Below are 14,469 nucleotides of genomic sequence, written 5' to 3' on the forward strand. Positions count from 1 at the left end.
CGCGTCCACGGAGTCGCACCGGGAAGCGAGCCGAGTAGCGTGTGCGGCACAGCAACTGGCACACCAGCGACAGGAGGCGCCGTGGAGTTCTCGGAGATCATGGAGACGGTCGGCAAGGGCGTGGACGCGGTCGGGGTGATCGTCATCGTGGTCGGGGCGATCCTCGCCACGGTGGTGGCCCTCGCTCAACTGGCCCGGGGGAAGGGCCCGGTCTACCGGCCCTATCGGCGGCAGCTCGGCCGCACGATCCTGCTCGGCCTCGAGTTCCTGGTGGCCGCCGACATCATCCGCACGGTGGCCGTGACGCCCACCTTCGAGAGCGTGGGCGTGCTCGCGATCATCGTGCTCATCCGCACGTTCCTGAGCTTCTCGCTCGAGCTGGAGATCACCGGCAAGTGGCCGTGGCAGAAGGGTACCGACGCGGACGGCATGGCCGCGGCTCCGCCGACGGGCGAAGGTTCGAGCGCGGAGGCGAGCGCCGAGGCCGGATCGGGCGCGCACCCCGCACGGTGACGCTCAGACCCCGCATGGTGACGGCTCAGAGATCCTTGGCGTAGCACACGGAGTCGGCGACGCCCGCGTAGGCGCCGAAGTTCGCGATGCGGGTGTACCCCTCGCGCTCGTAGAAGCGCATCGCGTCGGGCTGCTGCTCGCCCGTCTCGAGCTTCAGGCGCAGCCAGCCCAGGTGTCGCGCGTGATCCTCCAGGTGGCCGAGGATGGCGGTCGCGACGCCGTGTCCGCGCGCGGCAGGCAGCACGTACATCCGCTTGATCTCCGCCTCACCGCCCCCGAGGTACCGGAGCCCGCCGCAGCCGAGGGGCTCTCCGTCGACGCTCGTCGCGACGAAGAACACGGCGATGTCGGCAGCGGATGGCGGAACGCCCGGCTCCGACTCGGTGGTGCCGTACCGTTCCGCGATCTCCAGTTGCTGAGCGGCGCGCAGTCGCACCGACACCTGGTCGTCCCAGTCGTACTCCTCGACCTTCATGCGCCGGTCATCCGGGTGAGCAGTTCGCGATACCGGGATGCGGTCCGCTCCACGATCTCCTGCGGCAACCGCGGGATCGGGGTGTGCTCCGAGCGGTCCCAGTGGGCCGCCAGCCAGTCGCGCACGATCTGCTTGTCGAAGCTGTCGGTGCGGTTGCCGCTCCGCCATGCCTCGGCGTCCCAGTACCGCGAGGAGTCGCTGGTGAGCACCTCATCACCGAGCGTCAGCACGCCGGTCACCGGGTCGATGCCGAACTCGAACTTCGTGTCGGCGAGCAGGAGTCCCCGGTCGGAGGCGAGCTCCGCCGCACGCGAGTAGATCCGCAGGGACGCATCGCGCAACGCGGTCGCGGTCTCCTCGCCCACCAGTTCCACAGTGCGTTCGAAGGAGATGTTCTCGTCGTGCTGACCCTGCGGCGCCTTCCACGCGGGCGTGTAGATGGGTTCGGGCAACCGGTCGCCCGACTGAAGTCCGGGCGGCAGGGGGATGCCGCACACCGTTCCCGATCGGCGGTACTCCGCCTCGCCTGATCCGGCGAGGTAGCCGCGCACCACGCATTCGACGGGCAGCATCTCGAGCACCTTGCACAGCATCGAGCGACCGGCCACGGCATCGGGAATCGGCGAGACGTCGTCGGGGGGGAGCAGGTGGTTCGGAACGTCGTCGAGCTGGTCGAACCACCACAGGCTGAGCTGGGTGAGCAGTTCACCCTTGCCCGGGATGCCGGGCTCGAGCACATGGTCGAACGCGCTCACCCGGTCGGTGGCCACGACGAGAACCCGGGGCTGCCGTTCGAGTTCCTCGTCCCGTCGCGGCGACGGCGTGGGCACGAACAGCTCGCGTACCTTGCCGGAGTAGTCGTGCTCCCAGCCGGGCAGCAGTAGTGCACCGGTGTCGCGGGAGGACCCGGGCCCGCTCACGAGACGACCCGCGCGGCGATGTCGGTGCGGTACTGCCCGCCCTCCAGGAAGATCTTGCCCATCGCCGCGTAGGCGCGTTCTCGAGCCTCGGCGAAGTGGGCTCCGCGGGCGACCACGCTCAGCACGCGGCCGCCGGTGGCGATCACCGCACCCGAGTGCGCCGCGGTGGTGGCGGTGGCGGCGTGAGCGATGGTCACGCCCTCCACGGCGCTCGCGGAGTCCAGCCCGGTGATGACCCGCCCGGTGAGCGGCGCCTCGGGGTAGCCCTCGCTCGCCAGCACCACGGTCACCGCGACGTCGTCGGAGAACTCCGGCCAGTCGTGGCCGGCGAGCGATCCGGTGGCGGCGGCGAGGAGCAAGCCGGACAGCGGCGTCGTCAGCCGCGGAAGCACCACCTGGGTCTCCGGGTCGCCGAAGCGCGCGTTGAACTCGATCACGCGCACGCCCCGCTCGGTGAGGATGAGCCCGCAGTACAGCAGTCCGACGAACGGCGTCTGCTCGTTCGCGAGTTGCCGCACCGTCGGCTCGGCGATGGTCGACAGCACCTCCTGAACGAAGCCGTCGGGCAGCCACGGCAGCGGCGAGTATGCGCCCATCCCGCCGGTGTTCGGTCCGCGATCCTCATCGAGGAGCAGCTTGTAGTCCTGCGCGGGGGAGAGCGGCAGCACGGTGTTCCCGTCGGAGAGGAAGAACAGCGACACCTCCTGCCCGGCCAGGTATTCCTCCACGAGCACGGTGCCCTGCTGGAGATAGAAGTCGGCGTGCGCGACCGCGGCGTTCCGGTCGCCGGTCACGATCACGCCCTTCCCCGCCGCGAGGCCGTCGGCCTTCACCACGTACGGAGCCCCGTAGGTGTCGAGCGCCTCGCTCACCTCGGCCTGCGATGCCGCACGGGTCGCCGATCCGGTCGGCACACCGGCGGCCTGCATGATGCGCTTGGCGAAGGCCTTGCTGCCCTCGAGTGCGGCGGCTCGCTTGCCGGGGCCGAACACGGGGATGCCTCGGGTGCGCAGGGCGTCGGCGACACCGGCCACCAGGGGTGCCTCCGGCCCGATCACCACGAGGTCGACGTTCTCCTCCAACGCGTAGGTCGCCACCACGCCCGCATTGTTGGGGTCGAGATGCACCACGGCGGCGTCCTCGGCGATGCCGGCGTTACCCGGAGCGGCCACGATCTCGTGGCGCGGCTCCTCGCGGGCAAGCGCGGTGATGATGGCATGCTCGCGAGCACCGGAACCGAGAACCAGGATCTTCACGGCACCAGACTATCGGCGGGTGCCCGGGGCGCGGACGGCGGGATCGACGACGTCCCGCGGCGCGGGAATCCCGCGGTCTGCGTCACACTGGATCGCATGGCTAAAGGGAAGATAGTGGCGGTTGTCGGCGAGGCAGCGGTGCGCAAGACGCTCGAGGTGGGCGTGGCGGAGGATCGTGACGGGACGGCGCTGGCCGTGCGGTACACACTGCAGGTGCTGGCCGAGCAGGCGCCCGGGAACACCCTCGAGGTGCGGGTGCCGCCGTTCGGTGCCGTGCAGTGCGTGGAGGGCCCCGGGCACACGCGCGGCACACCGCCGAACGTGGTCGAGACCGACGCGGCGACCTGGCTCGAGCTGGCCACCGGTGCCCTCGCCTGGGAGGCCGGTGTCGAGAGCGGGCGGGTGCAGGCGTCGGGGTCGCGGGCGAGTCTCGCCGGCATCCTGCCCGTCGGCTGGCAACGCACGTAGGCGGGCGTTCTTCCCGGGGAGGTGCGCGACAATGGAACGGTGTCGAATCCCAGCCAGCCGCAGCCGCAGCCGACCGCCCAGGTCACGATCCGTCGCTCGCCGCGTTACCTGCGGTTCATGGGGGTCGGTGCCATCCTGGGCCTCGTGCTGGCGCTCATCCTGACGATGACGTTCGAAGCGGGCCTCGACTACACGAGGACGCAGATCTTCGGCTTCCTGGCCCTGCTCGCCGTGGTGCTGTTCGGAACGCTCGGGGGGATCGTGGCGCTGGTGCTCGATCGGGTGGGCAGCCGCCGGGCGTCGACCGTGGAGGCGGAGCGCGTGAACGTGCACTCGCAGCAGGAGGGCGACGCCGACGACGCCGCCCGTGGCACCCCGCCGACCGGGCGCTAGCAGTACCGACCGGAGAGGGTCGCTCACGCGCCCCGACCGTGCACGGGTCTGGCGTTCACCGGCGGTTCTCCGACCTCCAGAACGGTATGGTCACCGCACGCCGTCCCGGTAACGCTGGCTCGATCGATGCGCGACACCGTGAACCATCGGATCGCGTTGCGCAGTCGGCACCACCCCACGAGGTACCACTGACCGTTCGTGGAGGCGAACAGCACGGGTTCGACGTCGCGGGTGGTCGTCGTCCCATCCCTCGGCGTGTATCGGATGCGGAGCACTCGCTGCTCGGCCATCGCCTCCTCCAGCGCCGACCGGATCGAGCGCGAAGAGGAGGGGTCCGCGTTGACCCAGACGCGGCCGGCCAGCTCATCGGCTCGTGCTCGGGTTCGGGGATCGAGGACGTCGAGGATCTTCTGCACCCCGGCCGCAGCCAGATCAGCGTAGGGGGCATCGGGCGCGGCGGATACGGCTGCCATGAGCGCCACGGCCTGCGCGGGAGACAGGGCGACCGGCGGTAAGGACGCACCTACCGCCAGCCCGTACCCACCGCCCGGACCCGGGCGCGACCACACGGGCGCGCCGCTGTTCCCGAGCGCTGCGAGGTCTCTCTTGACGGTGCGCACCGACACGCCGAATTCTCTCGCCAGCCGCTCGGCGGAGCACCCTCGGGTTCCGTTACGGCGCAGCATCTCGGACAGGGCATGCAGTCGTTCCGCTCGCTTCACCGTTCGACCCGCACCGAATTCATGACAAAAATGGTGACACACAGGTGCCCGGGGCGCCTCCGAAGATGTGGATATGACACCTATCACGAGCAATTCGACCGTCATCCTCATCGCCGGCCACTGGCTGGGCGCGTGGGCGTGGGATGACGTCCTCGAGCACCTGCACGCCGCCGACATCCGTGCAATCTCGATGACGCTGCCCGGTCTCGACGGTGACGACCGTGGGCGCGCGGCGAGGACTCTCGATGATCAAACCGCAGCGATCCTCGACGTCCTTGCTCGTGTCGTAGTCGCCCCAGACCAGCCCGCGACCATCGTCGCTCACAGTGGGGCGAACGCGCCCGTCAGCCTCATCCTCGACCGGCACCCGGAGCTTGTTCATCGGGTGGTGTGGGTCGACTCCGGCCCGACGGCGCCGGGAAGCGCGTTCGCCCCGGACCTCCCGGACGAAGTGGAGGAGCTCCCGCTGCCGTCCTTCGACGTCCTCGCGCAGCAGGCGAGTCTCGAAGGCCTCAGCGCAGAGGTCCTCGACCGTTTTCGCGCCCGGGCCGTCCCTGAGCCGGGTCCCGTGCTTCGTCAGGCCGTCGAGCTCACGAACGAAGCTCGCCGCACGGTCCGGACCACCCTGGTGTGCTGCTCGATCCCGAGCGCGCAGGTGCTGGAACTGGCCCGGGGAGGCCATCCCCTGTTCGCCGAAGTCGCGAACCTCGCGCACCTCGATGTCAGCGACCTCCCCACAGGGCATTGGCCTATGTGGAGCCGCCCTCGAGACCTCGCCGAAATCATCCGGTCAGCGGCGTCTCGAACCGACTGAACCTGCGCGCACGACCGACTGATCGCACGACTGGTCACCGCGTCCGGTCAGCTGAGCTGGGTGGCCTCCACCCAGGCCAGGTACTCCGGCGTCACGCTGCCGGTGACGTAATCGCCGGTGAAGCAGCTCATCTCGAGGTCGGTCACCGTCGAGCCCTCCGTGATGGCGGCGCGCATGTCCTCCACCTCCTGATAGATGAGGTGATCCGCCCCGAGTTCGCGAGCGATCTCGGGGATCTTGCGGCCGGCCGCGACGAGCTCGGTGCGGGACGGCATGTTGATGCCGTACACGTGCGGGTAGCGCACGGGGGGAGCGGCCGACGTGAAGGTGACCTCGTTGGCGCCGGCCGCACGCGCCATCTCCACGATCTCCTTCGACGTGGTGCCGCGCACGATCGAGTCGTCGACGATGAGGATGTTCTTGCCCGCGAACTCCGAGCTCATGGCGTTGAGCTTCTGCCGCACCGACTTCTTGCGCTCCGCCTGCCCCGGCATGATGAACGTGCGGCCCACGTAGCGGTTCTTGTAGAAGCCCTCGCGGTACTCTATGCCGAGCTTCTGAGCGACCTGCATGGCCGCGGGCCGGGACGAGTCCGGGATGGGCATCACGACATCGATGTTCCCGGTCGGGGCGTACCGCGCCACCGTGTCGGCGAGGCGGTTGCCCATCCGCAACCGAGCCTCGTACACCGAGATGCCGTTCATCACCGAGTCGGGACGGGCCAGGTAGACGTACTCGAACGAGCACGGCACGAGACGCGGGTCCTGGGCGGTCTGCCGCGAGATCATCTCACCGTCCATCGTGATGAACACCGCCTCGCCGGGGGCGATCTCCCGCACGGACTCGTAGCCGAGGCTCTCCATGACCAGCGATTCGGAGGCGACGATCCACTCCTCCTTGCCGTCCTCGCCCGTGTGCCGGCCCAGGCTGAGCGGCCGGATGCCGTAGGGGTCGCGGAACGCGAGGAGACCGTGACCGGCGATGAGCGCGATGGCCGCGTACGAACCTTCGACGCGCTCGTGCACCCGCTCCACCGCGGTGAACACCTGATCAGGGTCGAGCGCCAGACCGGAGACCTGCGCCTGCAGCTCATGGGCGAAGATGTTGAGCAGGAGCTCCGTGTCGGACGTGGTGTTGAGGTGCCGCCGGTCGATGTGGAAGAGCTCCTGCGTGAGCTCCCGGGTGTTCGTGAGGTTGCCGTTGTGCACGAGGATGATGCCGTACGGCGCGTTCACGTAGAACGGTTGGGCCTCCTCGTCGTTCGCGGCCGAGCCCTTCGTCGTGTAGCGCACGTGGCCTAGGCCGATCGTGCCTTGAAGGTTCCGCATGTCGCGGGTGCGGAACGCCTCGCGAACCTGACCCTTCGCCTTCACCATGTGGAAGGTGCTGCCGTCCACGGTCGTGATCCCGGTGGAGTCCTGACCGCGGTGCTGCAGCAGGAGGAGGCTGTCGTAGATCAGCTGGTTGACGGGCAGGGGGGAAACGACGCCAACGATGCCGCACATGCTCAGGCAGCTCCAGTGTGTAAGAGGGGACGTGGTGAGGGTCTGAAGGAGGGATCGACCGAGGGGGCCGGAATCGGGTGGCCGCCGCGCGGCCCGCACGATCATAGTTTCTCACGCCGGTGGCGTGTTCCCCGACGGCGATCCCCTGCCCCGGCCGCGGGGCGGATGGGCGCCGACGCTATCGTGGTAGCCATGACGACCGCATCCTCTTCCTATGCCGCTGCCGGGGTCGACACGGCTGCCGGAGACCTCGCCGTCGAACTCATGAAGCAGGCGGTGTCGGCGACCCATTCGTCGAACGTCTTCGGTGGTGTCGGCGGATTCGCCGGTCTGTACGACGTGTCGTTCCTCACCGCGTTCCGTCGCCCTCTGCTCGCCACCTCGACCGACGGCGTCGGCACGAAGGTCGCGATCGCGCAGGCGCTCGACAAGCACGACACGATCGGCCAGGACCTCGTGGGCATGGTGGTCGACGACATCGTCGTCGTGGGCGCCCGGCCCCTGTTCATGACCGACTACATCGCATGCGGCAAGGTGGTGCCGGAGCGCATCGCGGAGATCGTCGCCGGGATCGCCCGTGCGTGCTCCGCGACCGGCACCGCGCTCGTCGGCGGCGAGACCGCCGAGCACCCCGGCCTCCTCGGGGTCGACGACTACGACGTGGCGGGGGCGGCGGTGGGCGCCGTCGAAGCGGATGCGGTGCTCGGCGCCGACCGGGTGCGTGCGGGTGACGTGGTGCTCGCCCTCGAGTCGTCGGGGCTGCACTCCAACGGGTTCTCGCTGGTGCGCCGCATCCTCTCCACGGCCGGGATCGGCTTCACCGACCGGTCGCCCGAGCTCGGCGGCGTCGTGGGCGAGGTGCTGCTCGAGCCGACCCGGCTCTACACCGCGCCGCTCCTGCGGCTGCTCGACACCGAGCCGCTCGGGGCGTCGGTGCGATCGATCAGCCACGTGACCGGCGGGGGCATCGCGGCCAACCTGGCCCGTGTGCTGCCGCGGGGCATGTTCGTGGACGTGGATCGGTCCACGTGGTCGCCGCAGAACGTCTTCCGAGCGCTCGCCGCACTGTCGGGCGCGACGCTGGAGAGCACCGAGGGCACCTGGAATCTCGGCATCGGGATGCTCGTCGTGATCGCGCCCGATGCGGCGGACGACGCGATCGCCGCGCTCGCCGCCGACGGCATTCCCACCTGGCAGGTGGGGGAGGTGCGCGACGTCACGGCTGCGCCCCTCGACCTCGCGGGCTACGAGCAGGGTGCGAAGGGCGTCGATGGCGGCGCGGTGCGGATGGTCGGCTCCTACGCCGACTGACCGGTCTCGCCTGACTGACGTCGACCGACGGCCTCACGCCGACTGACGGGCTACGCCTGATTCGCGGGACCTACGGGTGCCGCGGGAGATGAGCGGGGAACGCTAGGCGAGCTTCTGCTCGTCCTCCGACTCGAACTTGTCGGTGTCGTACTCCGACCACTTCGCCAGCTCTTCTTCGGACAGCTCGCTGTGGGCGTGTCCGGTGAGCTCACGCTCCAGTTCGTTGTAGTTCGTCTCGGGGCTGAAGTACTTCAGCTCGCGAGCCACCTTGGTGTGCTTCGCTTTTTGACGGCCGCGCCCCATGCGTGACCCCCTCACAAACTCGGGCCGAGTGAGCAAGAGTCACCCGAAGAAATGAACAGAAATGGGAAAAATCTAACTGTCAGCTTAGCATGCGGCGTCCGACGCCCTAGCTGGTTGTGGGTTCGCCGTCGAGCGGGCGGAACGCGACCCCCGTGGCGCTCAATCGAGCCAATTGTGGACGAAGCCGTCGCAGGAAGTCGTCGTAATCGCGGGAGTCGCCGGGTGCGCCGCCCGGTGCGAGCGGCTGACGCCACACCGCCTCGGCGAGCGCATGCAGCCGCGGGAACAGCATGTACTCGGCGTGCTCGGCCGTGGGCACGTACTCGGTCCACAGGTTGGCCTGCCCGCCGAGGATCGTGCCGTGGCGGTCCTCTCCCGCATGCCCCGGCTCGGCCGCCGCGCCGGCGCCCGGCTCGAACTCGAACACCCGCCGAAGTGACACGGCGCTGTGGGGAAAGGTGACCGGCTCCCGAGTGTCGAGCGACTGCGCGTGGTCGAGGTACACGTACTCGCACGGCGACATCACCACGTCGTACCCAGCGCGCACCGCCGCCGTGCCGTGGGCGGCGCTCCGCCACGCCATGACCACGGTGTCCTTCGGTGCGCCGCCGTCCACCACCTCGTCCCACCCGACCATGCGGCGACCCAGCTCGCGCAGCATCCCGGCGGTCTCGGTGGTGAACCAGCCCTGGAGCCGCTCCTCGTCGGGGAGTCCGAGTTCGGCGATGCGGATCTGCGCTCCCGGTGACGCCTCCCACTCCGCCTTCGGCACCTCGTCGCCGCCCGCGTGCACGAACGTGCCGGGGAAGATGTCGGCCACCTCGGCGAACACGGCCCGCACGAACTCCAGCGTGGGGTCGTCGAGGTTGAGGATGCGGCGGCTGATGCCCCAGCGGGTCCACACCTCGGCGGGTTCCCCGTTTCCGAGCTCGGGATAGGCGGCGATCGCCGCGGAGGCGTGCCCCGGCAGGTCGATCTCGGGCACGATCTCGATATGGCGCTCGGCGGCGTAGGCGACCACCGCCGCGAGTTCGGCCCTCGTGTACGCACCCCCGTGCGGCACGCCGTCGTAGGAGGGCTCCGGTCGTCCGTCGTCGTATCCCACGATGGTGCTCGACCGGGTGGCCCCGACCGAGGTGAGCCGCGGATATCCCGGGATCGGGATGCGCCAGCCCTGGTCGTCGGTGAGGTGCAGGTGCAGCACGTTCAGTTTCAGTGCGGCGAGCAAATCGATCACCCGGTACAGGAAGGAGACCGGTTGGAAGTGCCGCGCGACGTCGAGCATCAGACCCCGCCAGCGAAAGGCCGGAGCGTCTTCGATGTGCACGTGCGGCAGCTCCACCGGACCGCGCTCGAGCACCGCCTCGAGGGTCGGCGCCCAGCGATCGGACGGGAGCAGCTGCAGCAGGGTCTGCATCCCGTAGAAGAGTCCCGCGTCGTCCCCACCACGGAGCACCACCCCGCCGTCCCCCACCGAGAGCACGTACGCCTCCGGTGACAGGAACCCGTCGAGCGTGCGTCGCACCTGGCTGATGCCCGCGAGTCGGAAGCGCCCCTCCCCGGGCCGAACCAGACGTGGTTCGGGAACGAGCGCGAGGGCGTGGGATTTCGGCATCGACAACCTCCGCATCCCACCCTAGGGCTCGCACATCGGCGGGCGTGGCAGGATTGCCGACGACACCGCATGCCCGCGACGCGGCGCCCGATCAGGAGGACCCCATTTCCGTGCACCCGTCCCTCCTCTTCACCGCCGCCAGTTCGGCGTACCTCGGCAACGTCGTACTGGGGTCCGGCGTGAAGCTCCGACTGTTCAGCACTCGGTCGTTCCGCTGGGTGCACCACGCGGTGTACATCACGACCTGCGTTCTCGGTGCTGCGGCCGTGAGCAGCCTGCTGTGGTCCGAGGATGTTGCAGGCTGGGTGCTCCTTCCCGCCGCGATTCCGCTCGCCGCCCTTCCCTATGCCGCGTCCCGTTCCCGCCGTCATGTCGTGGTCGCCCTGCTCGCTGCGCCCTTCTTTCTCGTCAGCCTGATCGTCTCCTGGAGGTAGGAATGCAGTTTCTCGACGTGCTGCGGGCGCGCAAGACCACCAATGGACCGTTCCGGCCGGATCCGGTGACCGAGGAGCACCAGCGCTTGCTCATGGAGGTGGCCGGAGCCGCGCCGTCTCAGCTCAACAGCCAGCCGTGGCGGTTCGTGATCATCGAAGACCGGCAGACCATCGAGACCATCGCCGCGATCAGCGGCGAGAGCATGACGAAGGTGATGGCGGAGGGAACCTTCTTCGAGCGCTACAAGCCGTACTTCCGGTTCAGCGAGGCCGAGATGGAGGAGAAGCGGAACGGCATGCTCTTCGATCAGCTGCCCCTGCTGCTCCGTCCGTTCACCAAGCGCGTCTTCACGGAGCAGGGCCAGGCCATGATGAATCGTCTGCGCGTGCCGCAGAAGCTCGGCGAGGAGAACCGCAGGCTGGTGGAGGGGTCGCCGCTCCTTCTCGCGGTGCTGCTCGATAGGGCGGAGTACCGTCCCGGTCAGCTGTCCTCCTTCTACTCACTCTTCAGCATGGGTGCCGCCATGGAGAACGTCTGGCTCACCACGGGCGAGATCGGGATGGGCATCCAGTTCGTGTCGTTCCCGATGGAGGTGCCGGAGAACTGGGAGCGCATCCAGCGTCTGCTGCACGTGCCCGACGACCTTGAACTGATGGCCGTGTACCGGCTGGGGTACCTGCCCGAGAACGCCAAGCGCCCCGCCATCGACTGGTCGAGTCGGCAGCGCAAGCGGCCGTCGCAGTACGTGTTCCGCGACACCTGTGAAACGCCGGAGTCGAACTGGGACAGCTGAGGGCTCTGTCGGAGATCGACCCTCCGACTCCGGGCGACGTCGATATCGAGGCGCGGATCGTCGTCATCGGTGCCGGGCAGGCCGGCCTGTCGACGGCGTACCACCTGTCTCGCCTCGGCCTGCGGACGGATCGCGATGTCATGATCCTCGACCGCGGACCGGGAACCGGGGGAGCATGGCAGCACCGCTGGGAGTCGCTCCGGCTCGGCACGGCGCACCGGGTGCACGACCTGCCCGGCATGGCGGCACTCGGGCTGAGCTTCGACACCGCGGACCGCGGGGCGCCCGCCCGGGAGGTGGTGGCCGACTACTACCGACGGTACGAGAACGCCTACGACCTGCGGGTGCGACGCCCTGTCGCGGTGACCGCAGTGCGTTCGGAGGGCACCGATCTCGTCGTCGAGTCGTCGGCGGGCCGGTTCCGCGCTGCGGCGGTGGTGAATGCCACCGGCACCTGGGGCGCTCCGTACGTACCCTTCTATCCCGGGGCGCCCGAGTTCCCCGGCACCCAGGCGCACACGGCCGACTACGTGTCGGCGAGCGCCTATGCCGGGAAGCGGGTGCTCGTGGTGGGCGGCGGTTCGTCGGCCATTGGTTTCCTGCTCGAGCTCGAGGGCGTCGCGGCTCGCACGCTGTGGTCCACCCGCCGCCCGGTCTCCTTCTCGGAGCAGACCGACCTCGACCTCGAGTCCGCGGTTCGCGCCGTGGCCCAGCAGGATGCCGCGGCTCGGGCGGGAAAGGTTCTGCCGAGCATCGTCAGCGGAACAGGGATCCCGAAGACCCGTCGTGTTCGCGACGCCATCGATCGCGGGCTTCTCGAATCGCGTGGCCGCATCGCACGGTTCGAGGGGAACTCCGTGGTGTGGGCGAGCGGCGGTGTCGGCGGCGGTGACACGGACGAGATCGACGCCATCCTGTGGGCGACGGGATTCCGCCCGGAGGTACGGCACCTTGCTGCTCTCGGCCTGCGCGAATCGACCGGCGGCATCTCGGTGGTCGACGGTGTCGCGGAGCGGGATCCCCGGGTCTTCTTCGCCGGGTACGGTCCGCAGGCGTCCACTATCGGCGCCAATCGGGCCGGTCGGCTGCTCGCGCGCAGAGTGCATGCGCTGGTCGGTTCCCCTCCCACACCGAACGGCGGGTGACCGACTCTGTTCGTCATATTCCCGGTGTGGGTATATTACGGGCATGACCGAAGTCACCTTCTGGATCCTCACCGCACTGGTGGCGAAGACCCGGCATGGATACGCCATCCTCCGCGACGTGGAGGAGCTCACCGCCGGTGCGGTGTCCATCCGGATCTCGACGCTCTATTCGACGTTGGAGCGGCTCGAACGCGATGGGCGGGTGCGTCGGGCGGGCGAAGACGTGGTCGACGGGCGTGCGCGCCGGTACTACGAGCTGACCGACGAGGGCCGTGAAGACCTCGAAGCGGAGACCGACCGGCTCGCCGCCAAGCTCCGTGCTGCGGAGACGCGGTTGAGTGCGCACCGCCTCGGCCCTGCCCGGCCCGCGCCGGCGACGATGTCGTGGAGAGAGGCGTGGTGACGGAGGCTCGGAGGAACCACTACTCACGGTTGTTGCGCTGGTATCCCCGGGACTGGCGCGACGAGAACGGCGCCGTCGTGTTGGACAGCCTCGAACAGCACGCCGATGATCGCGGCCTCGCGCGACCGTCCGGAGCGGAGGCATGGTCGCTCCGCGCACATGGCCTGGGGGCGCGGGCGACGCCTCGGTGGGCGGGGGTCTTCGCGGCGATCGCGCTGGTCTCCTACGCGGCTTCGACGGCGGTCCTGCTCACCGACGCCATCCTCCTCCCCGGGGCAGGCCTCGCCCACCTCGTTCTGTCGGGAGGTATCGGGGCGCTCGCGCTCAGCTTGTCCACGCTCGTTCTGGTGCATCGACGCGGCAGTATCTCGTCTCCGGCTGCGGGAATCGTGGCGGCGTGTGCGATACCCGCGTGCGGTTTCGCGGTTCTCACCGCCGCCAGTTGGTCGGCCGGTTTCGCCGACGCCGACGCCGGCACGGAGTCGGGCCTGTTCGCTTCGGCGGGAGGGTACTTCTTCGCTGCGGCTGTCGTCGCGGGAACCGCGTGTCTCGCGCCACTCGTCGACGCGCTCATCGGCATCCGCCGCTCCCTGGGGGCTCGTGTCGGGCTGAGCGTTGTCTGTGCGATGCCGGCGGCCATGGTCATAGGCGTTCTCAGCGTGACCGGATACATGCTGGGAGCGATCGCCGCCGCTGTCCTGCTGATCATGGCTTTGCGCGCCGAGCACAGGGAAAGTCGCGTGGCGGCGCCGGTGGCCGAGTCCGCCGACAGCCGGAGGCTCGTGGACGACGGACCAGGGCCAGTTCCCGGTCCGCGCACGGCGGTTCGGGTGAGTGCGCTCGTGTCGCCCGTTCTCGGGCTGGCCTGCGCGGTGTTCGCCCTCACCGGCAGCGACTGGTCGATCGGAGTGGCGGATGCGACCCGGGCGATGAATCTCGGCCTGGCCGCGGGAGCGCTTGCAGCGATCCCGGTCGTTCTCGCCTCGGCCGCAGTCCTGGAACGGCGTCTCGGCGTAATCGTCCACGGGTCGGCCCTCCTCGTCTCGGTGAGCCTGATCGTGGAAGCCGGCGCTCAATTCCTCGGAGCGGGTCACCCATCCCAGTGGCCGCTCACTCTGACCGCCGCGCTCGTGCTGGGACTCGGCCTGGCGCTGCCCGTGGTGCGACTGGTGCCGGGTGCTCCACTGCGTCGCGCCAGCATTGTCGTCGGGGCCGGGGTCGCCGCCTCGGTGATCGGGCTCGCCCTGGTTCCGATGGCCGGCTTCATCGCGCCCCTCGCCGCCGTCGCACTCCTCGTCCATGTCCACCGGGCCGCCTCTGCGGGACGGATGCCGGGACGGCGCCGGGTCGAGGATCGCGCACACGCCGCCTAGTCGTTCATGGCCGAGGTGATGGGGA

The 14,469-nt window shown here is 69.5% G+C and carries 17 protein-coding genes; 10 read left to right on the forward strand and 7 right to left on the reverse strand.

The features are described from left to right. Positions 1 to 81 precede the first annotated feature (81 nt). Positions 82 to 513: a DUF1622 domain-containing protein gene (locus tag EY822_RS07045; protein ID WP_150307626.1), complete on the forward strand. Its 432-nt coding sequence runs from the start codon at positions 82 to 84 to the stop codon at positions 511 to 513. 25 nt (positions 514 to 538) lie between these two features. Here EY822_RS07045 and EY822_RS07050 read toward each other — a convergent pair whose 3' ends face one another. From EY822_RS07050 to purD, 3 genes are read right to left on the reverse strand one after another with little or no spacing between them, the layout of a single operon-like run. Beyond that, the gene (locus EY822_RS07050; protein ID WP_150307627.1) at positions 539 to 988 is read right to left on the reverse strand and encodes a GNAT family N-acetyltransferase; all 450 of its coding nucleotides are present in this window, start codon (positions 986 to 988) and stop codon (positions 539 to 541) included. Further along, entirely contained in the window at positions 985 to 1,908 is a 924-nt protein-coding gene (locus tag EY822_RS07055; protein ID WP_227497094.1) for a phosphoribosylaminoimidazolesuccinocarboxamide synthase, read from the reverse strand. The genes EY822_RS07050 and EY822_RS07055 overlap by 4 nt, the downstream gene beginning before the upstream one ends. After that, a complete protein-coding gene (purD, locus tag EY822_RS07060; RefSeq protein ID WP_150307628.1) occupies positions 1,905 to 3,164 on the reverse strand; it encodes a phosphoribosylamine--glycine ligase in 1,260 nt (419 codons plus the stop codon). Before purD ends, EY822_RS07055 begins: the two co-directional genes overlap by 4 nt. A 96-nt stretch (positions 3,165 to 3,260) precedes the next feature. On the opposite strand from purD, the gene EY822_RS07065 reads away from it, so the two are divergent. Both EY822_RS07065 and EY822_RS07070 read left to right on the forward strand, forming a co-directional pair. Continuing rightward, a complete protein-coding gene (locus EY822_RS07065) occupies positions 3,261 to 3,632 on the forward strand; it encodes a sterol carrier family protein (protein ID WP_150307630.1) in 372 nt (123 codons plus the stop codon). Positions 3,633 to 3,671: 39 nt separating this feature from the next. Then, entirely contained in the window at positions 3,672 to 4,025 is a 354-nt protein-coding gene (locus tag EY822_RS07070) for a hypothetical protein (RefSeq protein WP_227497095.1), read from the forward strand. 23 nt (positions 4,026 to 4,048) lie between these two features. Here EY822_RS07070 and EY822_RS07075 read toward each other — a convergent pair whose 3' ends face one another. Next, positions 4,049 to 4,747, reverse strand: coding sequence for a helix-turn-helix transcriptional regulator (locus EY822_RS07075; RefSeq protein ID WP_150307632.1), 699 nt, complete (start codon positions 4,745 to 4,747; stop codon positions 4,049 to 4,051). 73 nt (positions 4,748 to 4,820) lie between these two features. Between EY822_RS07075 and EY822_RS07080 the strand changes: the two genes are divergently transcribed. Then, positions 4,821 to 5,561, forward strand: coding sequence for an alpha/beta fold hydrolase (locus tag EY822_RS07080; RefSeq protein ID WP_150307634.1), 741 nt, complete (start codon positions 4,821 to 4,823; stop codon positions 5,559 to 5,561). Between the two features lie 47 nt (positions 5,562 to 5,608). Here the strand turns inward: EY822_RS07080 and purF are convergent, their stop codons facing one another. After that, on the reverse strand, positions 5,609 to 7,066 hold the full coding sequence (gene purF, locus EY822_RS07085; RefSeq protein ID WP_150307635.1) for an amidophosphoribosyltransferase: 1,458 nt from the start codon (positions 7,064 to 7,066) through the stop codon (positions 5,609 to 5,611). Between the two features lie 192 nt (positions 7,067 to 7,258). Here purF and purM point away from each other — a divergent pair, with 192 nt between their 5' ends. Further along, entirely contained in the window at positions 7,259 to 8,377 is a 1,119-nt protein-coding gene (purM, locus tag EY822_RS07090) for a phosphoribosylformylglycinamidine cyclo-ligase (RefSeq protein WP_150307636.1), read from the forward strand. A 102-nt stretch (positions 8,378 to 8,479) separates the two neighbouring features. On the opposite strand, the gene EY822_RS07095 is transcribed toward purM, so the two are convergent. After that, positions 8,480 to 8,680: a DUF3073 domain-containing protein gene (locus EY822_RS07095; protein WP_150307637.1), complete on the reverse strand. Its 201-nt coding sequence runs from the start codon at positions 8,678 to 8,680 to the stop codon at positions 8,480 to 8,482. Positions 8,681 to 8,786: 106 nt separating this feature from the next. After that, on the reverse strand, positions 8,787 to 10,295 hold the full coding sequence (locus tag EY822_RS07100) for a beta-N-acetylhexosaminidase (protein ID WP_150307638.1): 1,509 nt from the start codon (positions 10,293 to 10,295) through the stop codon (positions 8,787 to 8,789). 110 nt (positions 10,296 to 10,405) lie between these two features. Between EY822_RS07100 and EY822_RS07105 the strand changes: the two genes are divergently transcribed. From EY822_RS07105 to EY822_RS15370, 5 genes are read left to right on the forward strand one after another with little or no spacing between them, the layout of a single operon-like run. After that, positions 10,406 to 10,729 (forward strand): hypothetical protein, encoded by a 324-nt coding sequence (locus tag EY822_RS07105; protein ID WP_227497096.1) that lies wholly within the window; start codon positions 10,406 to 10,408, stop codon positions 10,727 to 10,729. Between the two features lie 2 nt (positions 10,730 to 10,731). Then, positions 10,732 to 11,523, forward strand: coding sequence for a nitroreductase family protein (locus EY822_RS07110; protein WP_150307639.1), 792 nt, complete (start codon positions 10,732 to 10,734; stop codon positions 11,521 to 11,523). A gap of 14 nt (positions 11,524 to 11,537) precedes the next feature. Beyond that, positions 11,538 to 12,668, forward strand: coding sequence for an FAD-dependent oxidoreductase (locus EY822_RS07115; RefSeq protein WP_406610317.1), 1,131 nt, complete (start codon positions 11,538 to 11,540; stop codon positions 12,666 to 12,668). A gap of 43 nt (positions 12,669 to 12,711) precedes the next feature. Further along, positions 12,712 to 13,071 (forward strand): PadR family transcriptional regulator, encoded by a 360-nt coding sequence (locus EY822_RS07120; protein WP_150307641.1) that lies wholly within the window; start codon positions 12,712 to 12,714, stop codon positions 13,069 to 13,071. Then, positions 13,065 to 14,444, forward strand: coding sequence for a hypothetical protein (locus EY822_RS15370; protein ID WP_227497097.1), 1,380 nt, complete (start codon positions 13,065 to 13,067; stop codon positions 14,442 to 14,444). Before EY822_RS07120 ends, EY822_RS15370 begins: the two co-directional genes overlap by 7 nt. The last annotated feature ends 25 nt before the right edge of the window (positions 14,445 to 14,469 follow it).

This window comes from Planctomonas psychrotolerans (assembly GCF_008642235.1).
Lineage (GTDB): Bacteria > Actinomycetota > Actinomycetes > Actinomycetales > Microbacteriaceae > Planctomonas > Planctomonas psychrotolerans.